Below are 14601 nucleotides of genomic sequence, written 5' to 3'. Positions count from 1 at the left end.
CATCCACAGAGGAGGGCCCCATGAAGTTCACCGACGGCTACTGGCTGCTGCGCGAGGGTGTCACCGCCGCGTACCCGGTCGAGGTGCTCGACGTCACCGCGACGGACGGCGGCGCCCTGGAGGTGCATGCCCCGACCCAGCCCGTCCGCCACCGCGGCGACCTGTTGAAGGGACCGGTCGTGACGATCAGCGCCCACGCACCGATGCCCGACGTCATCGGTGTCACGTTCACCCACTTCGAGGGCGAACGGCCCCGCGGCCCACGCTTCGAGCTGTCGAGCGAGGAGTTCACCCCGCACACCTCCTACGACGACGAGCACGCCACGCTCACCGCCGGAGAGCTGTCGGTCCGGGTCTCCCGCACCGGCCCCTGGCACGTCGACTTCCTCGCCCACGGCCGCACGCTCACCTCCAGCGGCCCCAAGTCGATGGGCATCATGCGCGAGGCGTCCGGCGCCCACTACCTGCGCGAACAGCTCAACCTGGGCGTCGGCACCTCCGTCTACGGCCTCGGCGAACGCTTCGGCCCGTTGGTCAAGAACGGCCAGGTGGTGGACATCTGGAACGCCGACGGCGGCACGGCCACCGAACAGGCCTACAAGAACGTGCCGTTCTATCTCACCGACGCGGGCTACGGCGTCTTCGTCGACCATCCCGGCAAGGTGTCCTTCGAGGTCGCCTCGGAGGTCGTGTCCAGGGTCCAGTTCAGCGCGGAGACCCAGCAGCTCACGTACTACGTCATCTACGGTCCCACCCCGAAGGACATCCTCCGCAAGTACACGGCCCTCACCGGCCGCCCGGCCCTCCCGCCCGCCTGGTCGTTCGGCCTGTGGCTGTCGACGTCGTTCACCACCTCCTACGACGAGGAGACGGTGACCTCCTTCATCGAGGGCATGCGGGAACGCCGGCTGCCCCTGTCCGTCTTCCACTTCGACTGCTTCTGGATGCGCGAGTTCCAGTGGTGCGACTTCGAGTGGGATCCCCGGGTCTTCCCCGACCCGGAGGGCATGCTGGCCCGCCTGAAGCGCCGGGGCCTGAGGATCAGCGTCTGGATCAACCCGTACGTCGCCCAGCGCTCCCCGCTCTTCGCGGAGGGCAAGGCCCTCGGCCATCTCCTGCGCCGACCGGACGGCAGTGTCTGGCAGTGGGATCTGTGGCAGCCCGGCATGGCACTGGTCGACTTCACCAGCGCGGCGGCGCGCGAGTGGTACGCGTCGAAGCTGGAAAGGCTGCTCGCCCAGGGCGTCGACTGCTTCAAGACCGACTTCGGCGAGCGGGTGCCCCTGGAGGTGACCTGGTCCGACGGCACGGACCCGGAGCGGATGCACAACTACTACACCTACCTGTACAACCGCACCGTCTTCGACGTCCTGCGCAAACACCGGGGCGAGGGCGATGCGGTCCTCTTCGCCCGCTCGGCGACGGTCGGCGGCCAGCGCTTCCCCGTCCACTGGGGCGGCGACTGCGAGTCCACGTACGAGTCGATGGCCGAGTCCCTGCGGGGCGGCCTGTCGCTGGGCCTGTCGGGCTTCGGCTACTGGAGCCACGACATCGGCGGCTTCGAGGGCACCCCCTCGCCCGCCCTCTTCAAACGCTGGATCGCCTTCGGCCTGCTCTCCTCCCACAGCAGGCTGCACGGCTCGTCGTCATACCGGGTCCCCTGGCTCTTCGACGACGAATCGGTCGACGTGCTGCGGAAGTTCACCCACCTCAAGCTCAGCCTCATGCCCTACCTCTACGAGGCCGCGCGCACCGCCCACACCGAGGGGGTGCCGATGATGCGGGCGATGGTGCTGGAGTTCCCGGACGACCCGGGCTGCGCGCACCTCGAACGCCAGTACATGCTGGGCCCCGACCTCCTCGTGGCGCCCGTCTTCGACGACGAGGGGGACGTCACGTACTACGTCCCGGAGGGCACCTGGACCCGCTTCCCGGACGGCGGGACGGTCACCGGCCCCCGCTGGGTCCGCGAACGGCACGACTTCCTGAGCGTGCCGCTTTTGGTCCGGCCAGGGGCGGTCGTCCCGGTCGGCGCGAGGGTCGACCGCCCGGACCACGACCACGCCGACGGGGTCACCCTGCACGCGTACGGCCTCACACACGGCGCCCAGGTGACGGTCCCGGTGGGCGCGGTGACGTTCACCGTCGTACGGGAGGGGAACGTGCTGCGGGCCTCCTGCGGCGACCCGGCGGCGCCCTGGGGACTGGCGGCGGACGGGCGTGAGGTCCGGGCGGAGGCGGGCACGGGATTCCTGACGCTGGACCTGGACGGGGAGTCCGCTCCCGCGGAAACGAGGTCGAAGTGACAGTGAAGATCACGGACGTGGCCCGGCACGCGGGCGTCTCCCCGAGCACCGTCTCGTACGTGCTGAGCGGCAAGCGCCCGATCTCGGCGGAGACGCGGGCGCGGGTCGAGGCGTCCATCCGCGAGCTGGGGTACCGCCCGCACGCGGGTGCCCGCGCCCTGGCCGGCCGCAAGTCGAACGTGCTGGCGATGGTGGTGCCGTTACGGGCCGGGATCCATGTGCCGGTGGTCATGCGGTTCGCGGTCTCGGCGGTCACGACGGCCCGCGCGCACGACCACGACGTCCTGCTGCTGACGCAGGAGGAGGGCGACGAGGGCCTGCGGCGGGTGGCGGACTCGGCCCTGGTGGACGCGTTGATCGTGATGGACGTCCAACTCCACGACCCGAGGCTGCCGTTGCTGCGCACGCTGGAGCGCCCCTCGGTCCTGATCGGCTTTCCCGCCGACCCCTCCGGCCTGACCTGCATCGACCTGGACTTCAGGACGGCGGGCGAGCTGTGTGTGGAGCATCTGGCCGGCCTGGGCCACCGGGTGGTGGGGCTGATCGGCTCGCCGCCCGAGGTCTACGTCCGCCAGACGTCGTTCGCCCAGCGTGTCGTCCAGGGCTTCACCTCCGCCGCCACCCGCAACGGCATGGCCTCCACCGTCCACCCCTGCGAGGCCACCCCGGCGGCGGCCCGCGCGGTCGCGGAACGGCTCCTGCGCGAACAACCGGCCCTCACGGGTGTGGTGATCCACAACGAGGCCGTCCTGGAGCCTCTCGTCGACGCCTTCGAGCACCTGGGCCTGCGCGTCCCCGCCGACCTCTCGATCACGGCCCTGTGCCCGGACGACCTCGCCACCGCCCTCCCCGTCCCCGTCACCTCGATCGGGATCCCGGCGGCGGAGGTGGGCGAACAGGCGGTGACCCTCCTGATGAAGAAGCTCTCCGGCACGCCCGTCCCGGAGGCCACCCTGCTCGCGCCCCGGCTGACCGTGCGCGCGAGCACGGCCCGCCGGGTGACGGGATGACCGGGTGTCGGTGCCCGCTGAGAAATGACGAGAGCCCCGCTGCCGTCATGGCAGCGGGGCTCTCGCCCACATGGGAATTGTGGAGATGGCGGGAATCGAACCCGCGTCCAACGGTGTAGAACCAGGGCTTCTCCGTGTGCAGTTCGCTGTGATTTTCTCGGCCCCGGCGATCACGCGAACAAGTCGCCGACGGGCCCAGTCACTGTTTGTTTTCCCATTGAACCCCGTGACCGGGCTCAATGGTTTAGTTCCCTAGATTATGCCAGGATCCGGGCCGGGAACGCTCCCGGGCTGACACCCATTAGGGCCTTCGATCACTGCTTATCAGGCAGCGAGAGCGAAGGTCTGGGAATCGCGCTTGGTGTTGGCGATTATTTGGTGCGACATATGGTTAACGAGATCATTGCCGCTTCCTCGACACGCTTCCCCTGCCTCAACATCCGCTGTCGAAACCGATCATCCCCATGTTGTTTTTTCAACGCCCCCCGAAGGGGGCCGGCGCACCCGCTGTGAGGTGCAGAGCCATCGTACGTGACCAACGCGAGCGCGTGCCACCGTATTCCCGGCGGCCTCGCCCTACTGGCCCCGCTGCCTCCGCTTGGCCGCCGCGATCGCCCGGTCCGACTCCCGCCGGTCCTGCTTCTCCCGCAGCGTCTGCCGCTTGTCGTACTCCTTCTTGCCTCGCGCGAGCGCGATCTCGGCCTTGGCCCGGCCGTCCTTGAAGTACAGGGCGAGGGGCACGATCGTGTGACCCGTCTCCTGCGCCTTGGACTCCAGCTTGTCGATCTCCTCGCGGTGCAGCAGCAGCTTCCGCTTGCGGCGCGCGGAGTGGTTGGTCCAGCTGCCCTGGTGATACTCGGGGATGTGGGCGTTGTGCAGCCACGCCTCACCCCGGTCGATCTGGACGAAGCCGTCGGTCAGCGAGGTCCGTCCCTCGCGCAGCGACTTGACCTCGGTCCCCATGAGGACGAGCCCGGCCTCGTAGGTGTCGATGATCGCGTAGTCGTGCCGGGCCTTCTTGTTCTGGGCGACGATCTTCTTCTTGCCGCCCTTCTCGCCGTCCCTGGCCTTGGCGGCCGCCCCGCCCTGCTTGGGCTGGGACTCCTTCGGTACGTACATTCCCTTGCTCATAGTGCCGTCCATTTTCGCACCACGGAGGGGGTGCGGGGGAAGCCGATTAACGGGCGTGATCAGCGTGCACGGTCAACGAGCACGATCAACGGGCGTCGCTCACTGCCCGAGGCCGCTCAGCACCGTCTCGGCCCGCCGCAGGGCGTCCTCGTCCGCTTCGAGGTCGGGGGTGATGCCCCGGCCGTCGACGCCCCGGCCGGAGGGGGTGCGGTAGTGGCCGACGGTCAGCTCGGCGACGGAGCCGTCGGGGAGGCGGCTCGGCATCTGCACCGAGCCCTTGCCGAAGGTCCGGGAGCCCACGACCACCGCGCGGCCCCGGTCCTGGAGGGCTCCGGTGAGCAGCTCGGCCGCGCTCATCGTGCCGCCGTCGACCAGGGTGACCAGGGGTCTGGTGGTGTCGCCGCCGGGTTCGGCGTGCAGGGCCCGCTGCCTGCCCTTGACGTCGTACGTGGCGACGAGGCCCCCGTCGAGGAAGGCGGAGGCGGCGGTGACGGCCTCGGAGACCAGACCGCCGGCGTTGCCACGGAGGTCGAGGACGAAGCCGGCGGCGTCGGCGGACTGCTCGACGGCGGCACGTACGAGATCGCCGGAGCCCTTGGTGAACGCGTCGACCGTGATGACGCTGACCCCGCCCGCGGTACGGCTCACGGTCACGTCCTCGGTGGAGAGGCGGGCCCGGCGCAGGGTCGCGGACCAGGTCCGGCCGTCGCGCTCCAGCTCCAGCCGCACCTTCGTACCGGCGGCCGCGCTCTTCGGGGTCCCGGTGCTCCCGGTGCCCTCGTCGATCGCGTCGCCGCGGAGTAAGGAGACGACCTCGGTGACCGGGCGGCCGTCGACCTTCTCGCCGTCGACGCGGACGAGGCGGTCGCCGGCGCGGATCCCGGCGCGGGCGGCGGGCGAGCCGTCCTGCACCCGGGTCACCTCGATCCGGCCGTCGCGCTCCAGCCGGGTCCAGAGGCCGACGCCGGTGTACTCGCCGTCGAGGGCCTCCTCGAACTGCTCGTACTCGCCCTCGGAGTAGACCGCGCCCCACCGGTCGCCGCTGCGGCTTACGGCCCGCTCGGCGGCCTCCACGGGGGACTTGCCCTCGGCCATGGCCTCGGCCGCGGCGTCGGCGACGTCCTGCTCCCTGTCGGCCGGGGTGGAGGCCGGATTGGAGCGGGAGGGGTTCGCGACGGCCGTGGTCTCCCGGCGCGGATCGTCGAAGGAGCCGGTCGCGGCGCCGGTGGCGAGCACGCTCGCGAAGACCAATGTCAGAGCGGCCCCGCGGCTGATGCGGCGGGGCTGGGAGAACAGGTCGCGGCCTGACATGTCGGCGAGTCTAGGACAACGCGAAGGGCCGTACCGGCCCTTGCCCGGTACGGCCCCAGGGGCATGCGTCACACCTTCAGGTACTTGCGCAGCGCGACGAACGCGGCCAGCGCCGGCATCAGGAAGCTCACCGTGAGGATGAGCGGCAGCTTGATGAGGACCGCGTCCCAGCCGACGAAATTGATCAACGGCAGGTTCTGGGACAGTGACACACCGTTGTCGATCACGAAGTACTGGCCGAGCGCGAGGAAGGCGCAGGCGATCACACCGCCGATCACGCCGGCGACCGCCGCCTCCATGATGAACGGCGCCTGGATGTAGAAGCCCGAGGCGCCCACCAGCCGCATGATCCCGATCTCACGACGACGGCTGAACGCCGAGACCCGCACCGTGTTGACGATCAGCAGCAGCGCCACGATCAGCATGACCGCCATCACACCGCGCGCCGCCCAGCTCAGATAGCCGAGGAGCCGGAAGAGGTTGTCCAGGATGCCCTTCTGGTCCTGCACCGACTGCACACCGTCACGGCCGTTGAAGGCGCTCGCGATGACCTGGTACTTCTCCGGGTCCTTGAGCTTGATGCGGTACGACTCCTGCATCTGGTCCGGGGTGAGGCTGCTGGCCAGCGGGGAGTCGCCGAACTGCTCCTTGTAGTGCTTGTAGGCCTCGTCCTGGGACTCGTGGGCGACGTTCTCGACGACCGCCATCTTGCCCAGGTCGGACTTGATCTGGTTCTTCTGCTCGGTCGTGACGGCGCCCTTGGCGCAGTTGGGGTCGGACTCCGCGTCGCTCCTGTTGCAGAGGAAGATCGACACGTTGACCTTGTCGTACCAGTAGCCCTTCATCTGGCTGACCTGGTCGCTCATCAGCAGCGAGCCGCCGAACAGGGCGAGGGAGAGGGCGACGGAGACGATGACCGCGAAGGTCATCGTGAGGTTGCGGCGGAGACCGACACCGATCTCCGACAGGACGAACTGGGCCTGCATGGCGTCTCGATGAGCCTTTCGTGGACGGGGGCGGTCAGTGCTGGTAGCCGTAGACGCCGCGTGCCTGGTCGCGGACGAGGCGGCCCTTCTCCAGCTCGATGACGCGCTTGCGCATCTGGTCCACGATGTTCTGGTCGTGGGTCGCCATCACCACGGTGGTGCCCGTCCGGTTGATCCGGTCGAGCAGCTTCATGATGCCGACGGAGGTCTGCGGGTCGAGGTTGCCGGTGGGCTCGTCCGCGATGAGGAGCTTGGGCCGGTTCACGAAGGCCCGCGCGATGGCCACCCGCTGCTGCTCACCACCCGACAGCTCGCCCGGCATCCGCTCCTCCTTGCCGCCGAGGCCGACCAGTTCCAGCACCTGCGGCACGGACTTGCGGATCTCGCCGCGCGACTTGCCGATGACCTCCTGCGCGAAGGCGACGTTCTCGCCGACCGTCTTGTTGGGCAGCAGCCGGAAGTCCTGGAAGACCGTCCCCAACTGGCGCCGCATCTGCGGCACCTTCCAGTTGGACAGCCGCGCGAGATCCTTGCCCAGGACGTGCACCTGTCCCTGGCTGCACCGCTCCTCCCGGAGGATCAGCCGCAGGAACGTGGACTTTCCGGAGCCGGAGGAGCCGACCAGGAAGACGAACTCGCCCTTCTCCACCTCCAGGGAGACATCCCTGAGTGCGGGGCGGGTCTGCTTGGGGTAGACCTTGGACACGTTGTCGAATCGGATCACGGATGCACCACAAGCCGTCGGGGATGGATGGACGAGACTGTACCGCGCCATGTTCCTGGAGAGGGCGCAGCCCGGTGCGGGGAACTGCGCGACCAGCCCCCACCGACCCGCAGCCCTCCGACAACCGCACCCACCCCTTTCCGAGGCCCCCGCGCAACCTCCGGCGGAACCTGGCACAGTGGTGTAGAGGAACGGTCCGGCTGCGCGAAGCGTTGAGGTATGTGTGAGGCCATTGCAAGGAGGGCGAGGCGCATGACGTACGACCGGTTGGTGTGCGCGAACTGCGCGTCCCCCGTCGCCGAGGGCCGCTGCCATGTGTGCCGGGCCAGCCGCGAGCGACTCCAGCAGGAGAACCCCTTCGCGAGCCTGAGCCCCATGACACTGATCGCCCTGCTGGCGATCCTCATAGCGGCTGTGGCCCTGCTGGCGCACCAGACGGCATAGGGGCGCCTCGCCGACACGCGGCGTACGCGGGACGGACGGGACGGACGACGAGAACGACGAGGGCCCGGGGCTGGCTGCCCCGGGCCCTCGTCGTACGTGTGCGGTGCTGTGCCCGATCCTCTGGGATCAGGCGGCCGCGCCGCGGCCGGCCATCAGGCGCGGCAGCAGACGGAAGCCGATACCGCCGACGATCATCGTGGCGGCGCCGACCAGCAGGAACGTGGTCTCGGCGGCACCCGTCTCGGCCAGCTCGCCGGTGCCGACGCCCTGGGCCTCGGCCTCCGAGCCGGTGTCGGTGAGGGCCGAGGAGCCCTCCTGCTGCACGGACTCGTCGTTGCCGCCGTCGGTGTCGGGCCCACCGGAGATGGAGCCGCCGTCGGAGGAACCGCCGGAGGTGGAGGAACCGCCGTCGGACGAACCGCCGGAGGTGGAGCCACCGTCGGAGGAACCGCCGGAGGTCCCGTTGGAGGTGGAACCGCCCGAGGTGCCGTTGGACGTGCCGTTGGAGGTGGAACCGCCGGAGGTGCCGTTGGAGGTTCCGTTCGAGGTGGAACCGCCCGAGGTGCCGTTGGAGGTTCCGTTCGAGGTCGCGCCACCGTCGGTCGTCGCACCGCCGTCGGTCGTCGCGCCACCGTCAGTGGTGGCACCACCGTCGGTCGTCGCGCCACCGTCGGTCGTGGCACCACCGTCGGTCGTCGCGCCACCGTCAGTGGTGGCACCACCGTCGGTCGTCGCGCCACCGTCAGTGGTGGCACCACCGTCGGACGTGGCACCACCGTCAGTGGTGGCACCACCGTCGGACGTCGCGCCACCGTCGGACGCGCCAATGCTGGTGTTGCCGGTGTCGTTGCCGGTCTGGACCGAGACATCGGCCTCGATGGAACCACCGTCGTCGGTGCTGACACCGACGCCGACTCCGAGGTCCAGCGCGGAAGCGGCGCCCGCGGCGGTCAGCGACGCACCGGCGGCGATCACGGCACCCGCGGCTATGCGCGCCACGCGGATCCGCGTCTTCTTCGTCATATGGCTGCTACCCCCAGTAGCTATCAGTAAATGGAGCAGCGCCCGGGGCCGCGATCAACGGGAGCAGTCGGTTGGGTCGAAGTCCCCCGGTTCACATGCGCCCCAGTAATGCGCATGCCATACGCCAACCTTCCCAGTTTTCCCAGTAACGTCAAGGTCGTTGCGTACGCGATGTCCCGTTCACCGCTTTTGACCTCGTCACGAACATGTGAGTGTGACGTAAGACCCAGACATCCCCCCACAGACAAGGCAACTGCCCTCCAGTGGAGGGCAGTTGCCTTGTCGACAAAGCGCTGAATTCCGGGGCCTTACTTCTCCTGCTGCTTGCGCCAGCGAATTCCGGCCTCCAGGAACCCCTCGATCTCGCCGTTGAACACGGCCTCGGGGATACCGACTTCGTACTCGGTGCGGAGGTCCTTGACCATCTGGTACGGGTGCAGGACGTACGAACGCATCTGGTTGCCCCAGGAACTGCCGCCGTCCTTGAGGGCGTCCATCTTGGCCCGCTCCTCCTGACGCTGCCGCTCCAGCAGCTTCGCCTGGAGCACGTTCATGGCGGTGGCCTTGTTCTGGATCTGCGACCGCTCGTTCTGGCAGGAGACGACGATGCCGGTGGGGAGGTGGGTCAACCGCACCGCCGAGTCGGTGGTGTTGACGCCCTGGCCGCCGGGGCCGGAGGAGCGGTAGACGTCGACGCGCAGCTCGGACTCGTCGATCTCGATGTGGTCGGTCTGCTCGACCACGGGCAGCACCTCGACACCGGCGAAGGAGGTCTGGCGCCGGCCCTGGTTGTCGAAGGGCGAGATGCGGACGAGCCGGTGGGTGCCCTGCTCGACGGAGAGCGTGCCGTAGGCGTACGGCACCTGCACGGCGAAGGTGGTGGACTTGATGCCCGCCTCCTCCGCGTACGAGGTCTCGTACACCTCGGTCTTGTAGCCCTTCTGCTCCGCCCAGCGCAGGTACATCCGCTGCAGCTTCTCGGCGAAGTCGGCGGCGTCGACGCCACCGGCCTCGGCGCGGATGTTGACGAGGGCCTCACGGGAGTCGTACTCGCCGGACAGGAGGGTACGGACCTCCATCTCGTCCAGCGCCTTGCGGACGAGGACCAGCTCCGACTCGGCCTCGGCGCGGGTGTCCGGGTCGTCCTCCTCCTCGGCCATCTCGAAGAGGACGGCGAGGTCGTCGATGCGACCGCGCAGCGTCTCAGCCTTCCTGACCTCGGCCTGGAGGTGGGAGAGCTTGCTGGTGATCTTCTGCGCCTCGTCCGGGTTGTCCCACAGGGACGGCGCGGCCGCCTGCTCCTCGAGCACGGCGATGTCTGCCCTCAGCTTGTCGAGGTCCAAAACGGCCTCGATCGACTCCATGGTCGAGGAGAGGGACTTCAGCTCTTCGGATACATCGACGACTGCCACGCCCCCAGCCTAACGGCTCCGCCGGGTGACCATGGTGGGGCGCCCTCGGCCCGGGGCGGCAGCCGGCGGTGACCTCGTCCCTCACCCTCCGACCACGGCCCCCTCGTCCTCGGTTCCGGTCGGGTTGACGGCGTCGAAGAGGATCTTGTTGGAAGCGCGGTCGAACCAGAACGTCGCTGTGTACAGGCCGGCTGTGATCTCCTCGTTCACCTCGGGGCTGGTCAGCCACTCGGCTTTCTCGGACGTCGAAGCGCCGAGGGCATCAGGGATGTCCTCGGGCTCGGCCTTCTCGAACGTCCTGTCAGGGGCGTCCAGGACGGCCTTCATGTCCTCGGCCGTGGTCTCGAAGTAGCCGACCATTCTGATGTCGCTCGGGCCGGGGACGCGGGACGAGCCGCCCGCGAGGTCCATCGCGCACCACTCCGTGGTGACGACCTCGCCCAGCGCGGAGAAGCGGTCGGCGACCTGCTGGGTGGCGTCACGGACCTCGCAGCCCGCCGAGGCACTGTCCGTCCCGGGGGTGGGCTCCTGCGGTTCCACGGAACCGCAGGAGCCCACCGAGACGATCGCGGCGAGGACCAGTACGCCCTTGAGCGCGGCCCCGGCTCGTGCGCCTCGGGCGATGAGGGGATCGGCCCGGCCGAGGGTATGGAATCTGCCGCCGACCTCGTCGGGGGTTTCGCTCGCGATGTCGTTCATTTCCTTGCTGCGAGTCGCAGGGCGCCGGTGTTCCTGTCACGCGGAGGATGCGCGATGTGCACGTCACATCACGGCGATGTCGGCGTGGAGTTGTTGGTGTCCTTGGACCCGCCGTCCGAGTCGCCTCCGGATGTCGCCGCCCAGGTGCCCACACCCGCTGCGACCACCAGCGCGACCGCCGCGGCCCCGAGCGTGATCCGTCGGCGTCGGGCCATCGCCCGACGGCGGGCCGAGCCCGGCCGGGGCGCCCCCGAGGCCCTGGGCACCCGTGCCGTCCCCCGGGCCCCGCCCGCCAGCTCCTCCGGCCCGGGCACCCTCATCGACGTGTGCGTGTCCCGATTGGAGTCCGGCTTCGCCCCGGGCACCAGCGGTACGGCCCCTCGCCGCGCCCGCTCCCCGGGCACCACCGCCACGATCTGCTCCTCGGCCGCCTCCTCCGTCTCCGCCCCGGGCTCGTCGACGTCCAGGGGCGGCATCCCGGCCAGCAGCGGCAGCTGCTCGCGCAGTCGCGTCGCCAGTTCCGAGGCGCGCAGGCGGGAGGCCGGGGCCTTCGCCAGGCACTGGACGAGGAGCTGCCACAGTTCCTCGGGGATGCCGGGGAGGGGGACCACGGTCTCGGTGACATGGCGGCGCAGGACGGCGCCGGGGTGGCCGCCGCCGAACGGGGTGAAACCGGCCAGCAGCTCGTACAGCACGGTCGCCAGGGCGTAGATGTCCACGGCCGCGCGGGGCGGCAGGCCCTCGACGATCTCGGGGGCGAGATAGTCCGGTGTTCCGATGATCTTCGTGGCGCGGGTGCGCCGGGGGGAATCGATCAGCTTGGCGACGCCGAAGTCGGTGAGGAGGGCCGGGTGCGCGCCTCCGGGGCCCAGCGGGCCCTGCATGTCCAGCAGCACGTTCTCCGGTTTCACGTCCCGGTGGACGACCCCGGCCGCGTGCGCCGCCGCCAGGCCGTCGGCGATGTCGGCCACTATCGCGACCGCCGCCTCGGGGGCCATGCGGCGCTCCCGGTCGAGGCGGGTGCGCAGGTCCGTGCCCCGGACGAGGTCCATGACGAGGGCGAGGTCGTTGCCGTCGACGACGAGATCGCGTACGGAGACCACATTCGGGTGGTCGAGGCCCAGCAGGGCGGTGCGCTCCTGGACGAAGCGTCCGACCAGTTCCTCGTCGGACGAGAGGTCCTCGCGCAGCAGCTTGATGGCGACAGGGCCCTCCGGGCCCTCACCCAGCCACACCGTGCCGGCGCTGCCCCGCCCCAGAATCTGGTTCGCGGTGTACCGGCTTCCGATCTTCCGTCCCAAGACTGCTCCTACAGGCCGCGTGTTGGCGACAAAGCTACGCGCCCGGGGACCCAAGGTTCACCGCCGAGGCGGAAATCACCCCTCGGATGTCGACAAGTCCCCAACGTGGGACTCCGTCTTGGGGCGGGGTGCGCGGAGGGGGTGGGGTGGATCGGTGCGTCGGCGGGTGCGGGTGGGTGGGGCTTCTCGCGCAGTTCCCCGCGCCCCTGAAAAGCAGGGGCTGCGCCCCGTGCTTTTCATCCGCCGCGCCCCCGTCGCCTTTCAGGCCCGCAGGGCCTGGTCTTTCTCTTTCAGGGGCGCGGGGAACTGCGCGAGACGTCCCACCGGAGCCGCACTCGCCAACCGGACCCGAACGCCCGAGCCATCAGGCGCTCTACTGCCCCGAGCCCCCCGAACCGGACCCGTTGCCCAGTTCGCCGATCCACTTGCCCACTTCGCCGACCCAGTCGGACAGCTGTCCCCACCAGCTCTTCCCCGTGCCGACCCACTCCTGCAGCGGCGTGAACTCCCAGATCAGCCAGCCGCCGACGACGAGCAGGACGATCATGAACAGGCACCCCTTGAGGCACCCGAGCCCAGGGATCCGCATCGGATTGGCGCTGCGCTGACGCGGCGGCCGGGGCTCCCGCTGCGGCCGCGGCGCCGGCTGCTGCGGCTGCGGCGCGGGCGCGTACCGCTCCGGCTGCCGCCGCTCCGGCTGCCGCCGCTCCGGCTGCCGCCGCTGCGGCTGCGGCTGCGGCTGCGGCTGCCGCGCGGGCGCCGGGGCGTACGGCTGTTGCTGCTGCGGGTGGCCGTACCCGGGGCCGGGCCCGCCCTGCGGCGGCCGCTGCTGCCGACGCGGCGGCTGCTGGGGCTGCTGGGGCTGCTGGGGCTGCTGCCCACGGCCCGCCTGCCGCTGGGGCCGGCGCCGCAGCGGGTCCTCGCTGGGGTCGAGGTACTGGACCTGGGTCTGTTCGTTGCGGTCGCGGGCCGCGCGGAGCTGGTTCTGCCAGGGGTGCGGCTGCTCGGGCGGCTGCCCGCCGGGGTCGTGCGACGGCACCGGCGGCATGACGGACGTCGGGTCGGCGCCGGAGGTGTGCGGGAGCACGGTCGTGGGGTCGCCCGAGCCCGCCGGCCCGGAAGTGTGCGGGAGGACGCTCGTCGCGGCGTTCGGGTCGTACGCGCCCGCGCCGTGCGGCAGCACCTGCGTCGGGTCGGCCGAGCCGAACGGCTCCGGGGAGCCCGGCACCTGCGCGGGCGCCGGGTCGGGGGCGAGGATGTGGCCCACCCCCTCGGCGGCGGCGATCTGCATGGAGTTCGCGTGCACGCCGACGCCCTCGGCGACGATGCGCAGCGCCCGGGCGAGATTGACGGCGCTGGGCCGCTCGCGCGGGTTCTTGCGCAGACAACGCTCGATGACCGTCCACAGCGGGTCGGGGACGGTGGAGGGGCGGCGCGGTTCGGCGCTGAGGTGCTGGTGCAGGACTTCGAGCGCGGACTGGCCGTTGAACGGCGGGCGGCCGGTGACCAGTTCGTACATCAGGATGCCGGCGCCGTAGATGTCGACGGCGGAGGTCTGCGGCTGGCCCTCGGCGGACTCGGGGGCGACGTACGCGGGCGTGCCGACGAACTCGCTGGTGCGGGTCAGGCCCGGGGAGTCGGCGAGGCGGGCGATGCCGAAGTCCGTCAGCATCGGGTGCATCTCGCCGCCGCCCTGCTTGAGCAGGACGTTCGCGGGCTTCAGGTCGCGGTGGACGACGCCGTCGGCGTGGCTGGCGGCGAGCGCGTCGGCGATCTGGGCGGTCATCAGGGCCGCGCCGACCGGCGAGAGCGGGCCGCTCTCCCGGAGGTAGCGATGCAGGTCGGGGCCCTCGACCAGGTCCATGACCAGGGCGAGCAGATCGCCCTCGACGACGAGGTCCCGGACGCGCACGATGTTCGGGTGGGTGAGCCGGAGCAGGACGGAGCGCTCCCGCAGGAACCGCATCACGATGTCCGCGTCGCTCGCGAGCTCCTCCTTCAGGACCTTGATCGCGACGGTCTCGCCGGGGTGGCCCGGCACGGCCGCCTCGGCGCCGGCGGTCTCCCGCTGGCGGGCGCGCCAGACAGTGCCTGTGGCGCCGCGTCCAATCGGCTCCTCAAGGAGGTACTTACTGCCTACCGGCCGCACGTCATGCGCTCCCTGTTGCTTGCTTGCCTGGTCACGCCCTGGACTCACGCGGACGTTCCGACCACTGTAGTGCGGCCGTCCCCGGGACCGGGCTGTTCACTTCCC

Annotated in this window: 12 protein-coding genes and 1 other RNA gene; 3 read left to right on the top strand and 10 right to left on the bottom strand. The window is 70.4% G+C overall.

Translation table 11 applies throughout. The features are described 5' to 3' along the window. Positions 1–20: 20 nt before the first annotated feature. Complete coding sequence (yicI, locus tag P8T65_RS28570) at positions 21–2306, top strand: alpha-xylosidase (RefSeq protein WP_316728060.1); 2286 nt, start codon at positions 21–23, stop codon at positions 2304–2306. Then, positions 2303–3316 carry a LacI family DNA-binding transcriptional regulator gene (locus P8T65_RS28565; RefSeq protein WP_316728059.1) on the top strand — a complete coding sequence of 338 codons (1014 nt, stop codon included), beginning with the start codon at positions 2303–2305 and terminating at the stop codon, positions 3314–3316. The genes yicI and P8T65_RS28565 overlap by 4 nt, the downstream gene beginning before the upstream one ends. Positions 3317–3393: 77 nt before the next feature. Here the strand turns inward: P8T65_RS28565 and ssrA are convergent. The 5 genes from ssrA to ftsE all read right to left on the bottom strand — a co-directional run bounded on the left by ssrA (position 3394) and on the right by ftsE (position 7468). Then, positions 3394–3780, bottom strand: a transfer-messenger RNA (tmRNA) gene (ssrA, locus tag P8T65_RS28560). 112 nt (positions 3781–3892) lie between these two features. Continuing rightward, complete coding sequence (gene smpB / locus P8T65_RS28555) at positions 3893–4435, bottom strand: SsrA-binding protein SmpB (protein WP_254408619.1); 543 nt, start codon at positions 4433–4435, stop codon at positions 3893–3895. Positions 4436–4546: 111 nt separating this feature from the next. After that, positions 4547–5758: a S41 family peptidase gene (locus tag P8T65_RS28550; protein ID WP_316728058.1), complete on the bottom strand. Its 1212-nt coding sequence runs from the start codon at positions 5756–5758 to the stop codon at positions 4547–4549. 68 nt (positions 5759–5826) lie between these two features. Beyond that, positions 5827–6744, bottom strand: coding sequence for a permease-like cell division protein FtsX (gene ftsX / locus P8T65_RS28545; protein ID WP_316728057.1), 918 nt, complete (start codon positions 6742–6744; stop codon positions 5827–5829). Positions 6745–6778: 34 nt separating this feature from the next. After that, positions 6779–7468, bottom strand: a complete 690-nt coding sequence (ftsE, locus tag P8T65_RS28540; RefSeq protein ID WP_009320785.1) for a cell division ATP-binding protein FtsE — start codon at positions 7466–7468, stop codon at positions 6779–6781. A 252-nt stretch (positions 7469–7720) separates the two neighbouring features. Here ftsE and P8T65_RS28535 point away from each other — a divergent pair, with 252 nt between their 5' ends. Next, complete coding sequence (locus tag P8T65_RS28535; RefSeq protein ID WP_005486830.1) at positions 7721–7912, top strand: hypothetical protein; 192 nt, start codon at positions 7721–7723, stop codon at positions 7910–7912. 126 nt (positions 7913–8038) lie between these two features. Here P8T65_RS28535 and P8T65_RS28530 read toward each other — a convergent pair whose 3' ends face one another. From P8T65_RS28530 to P8T65_RS28510, 5 genes are all read right to left on the bottom strand, one after another. After that, positions 8039–8935 (bottom strand): hypothetical protein, encoded by an 897-nt coding sequence (locus P8T65_RS28530; RefSeq protein WP_316728055.1) that lies wholly within the window; start codon positions 8933–8935, stop codon positions 8039–8041. Between the two features lie 308 nt (positions 8936–9243). Next, positions 9244–10347 (bottom strand): peptide chain release factor 2, encoded by a 1104-nt coding sequence (gene prfB / locus P8T65_RS28525; RefSeq protein ID WP_316728054.1) that lies wholly within the window; start codon positions 10345–10347, stop codon positions 9244–9246. An 81-nt stretch (positions 10348–10428) separates the two neighbouring features. Beyond that, positions 10429–11046, bottom strand: a complete 618-nt coding sequence (locus P8T65_RS28520; RefSeq protein WP_316728053.1) for a hypothetical protein — start codon at positions 11044–11046, stop codon at positions 10429–10431. 68 nt (positions 11047–11114) lie between these two features. Beyond that, positions 11115–12347, bottom strand: a complete 1233-nt coding sequence (locus P8T65_RS28515) for a serine/threonine-protein kinase (RefSeq protein ID WP_316728052.1) — start codon at positions 12345–12347, stop codon at positions 11115–11117. Between the two features lie 373 nt (positions 12348–12720). Beyond that, positions 12721–14496, bottom strand: a complete 1776-nt coding sequence (locus tag P8T65_RS28510; RefSeq protein WP_316728051.1) for a protein kinase domain-containing protein — start codon at positions 14494–14496, stop codon at positions 12721–12723. Positions 14497–14601 lie beyond the last annotated feature (105 nt).

Source organism: Streptomyces sp. 11x1 (assembly GCF_032598905.1).
Classification (GTDB): Bacteria; Actinomycetota; Actinomycetes; order Streptomycetales; family Streptomycetaceae; genus Streptomyces.
This window is presented reverse-complemented; position numbering and strand designations above follow the sequence as displayed.

Bases quoted from the DNA above. Each gene is read 5' to 3' on its own strand.
- P8T65_RS28520 (WP_316728053.1), bottom strand. From the start codon at position 11,046: ATGAACGACATCGCGAGCGAAACCCCCGACGAGGTCGGCGGCAGATTC.
- P8T65_RS28530 (WP_316728055.1), bottom strand. From the start codon at position 8,935: ATGACGAAGAAGACGCGGATCCGCGTGGCGCGCATAGCCGCGGGTGCC.
- ftsX (WP_316728057.1), bottom strand. From the start codon at position 6,744: ATGCAGGCCCAGTTCGTCCTGTCGGAGATCGGTGTCGGTCTCCGCCGC.
- P8T65_RS28535 (WP_005486830.1), top strand. From the start codon at position 7,721: ATGACGTACGACCGGTTGGTGTGCGCGAACTGCGCGTCCCCCGTCGCC.
- P8T65_RS28550 (WP_316728058.1), bottom strand. From the start codon at position 5,758: ATGTCAGGCCGCGACCTGTTCTCCCAGCCCCGCCGCATCAGCCGCGGG.
- yicI (WP_316728060.1), top strand. From the start codon at position 21: ATGAAGTTCACCGACGGCTACTGGCTGCTGCGCGAGGGTGTCACCGCC.
- smpB (WP_254408619.1), bottom strand. From the start codon at position 4,435: ATGTACGTACCGAAGGAGTCCCAGCCCAAGCAGGGCGGGGCGGCCGCC.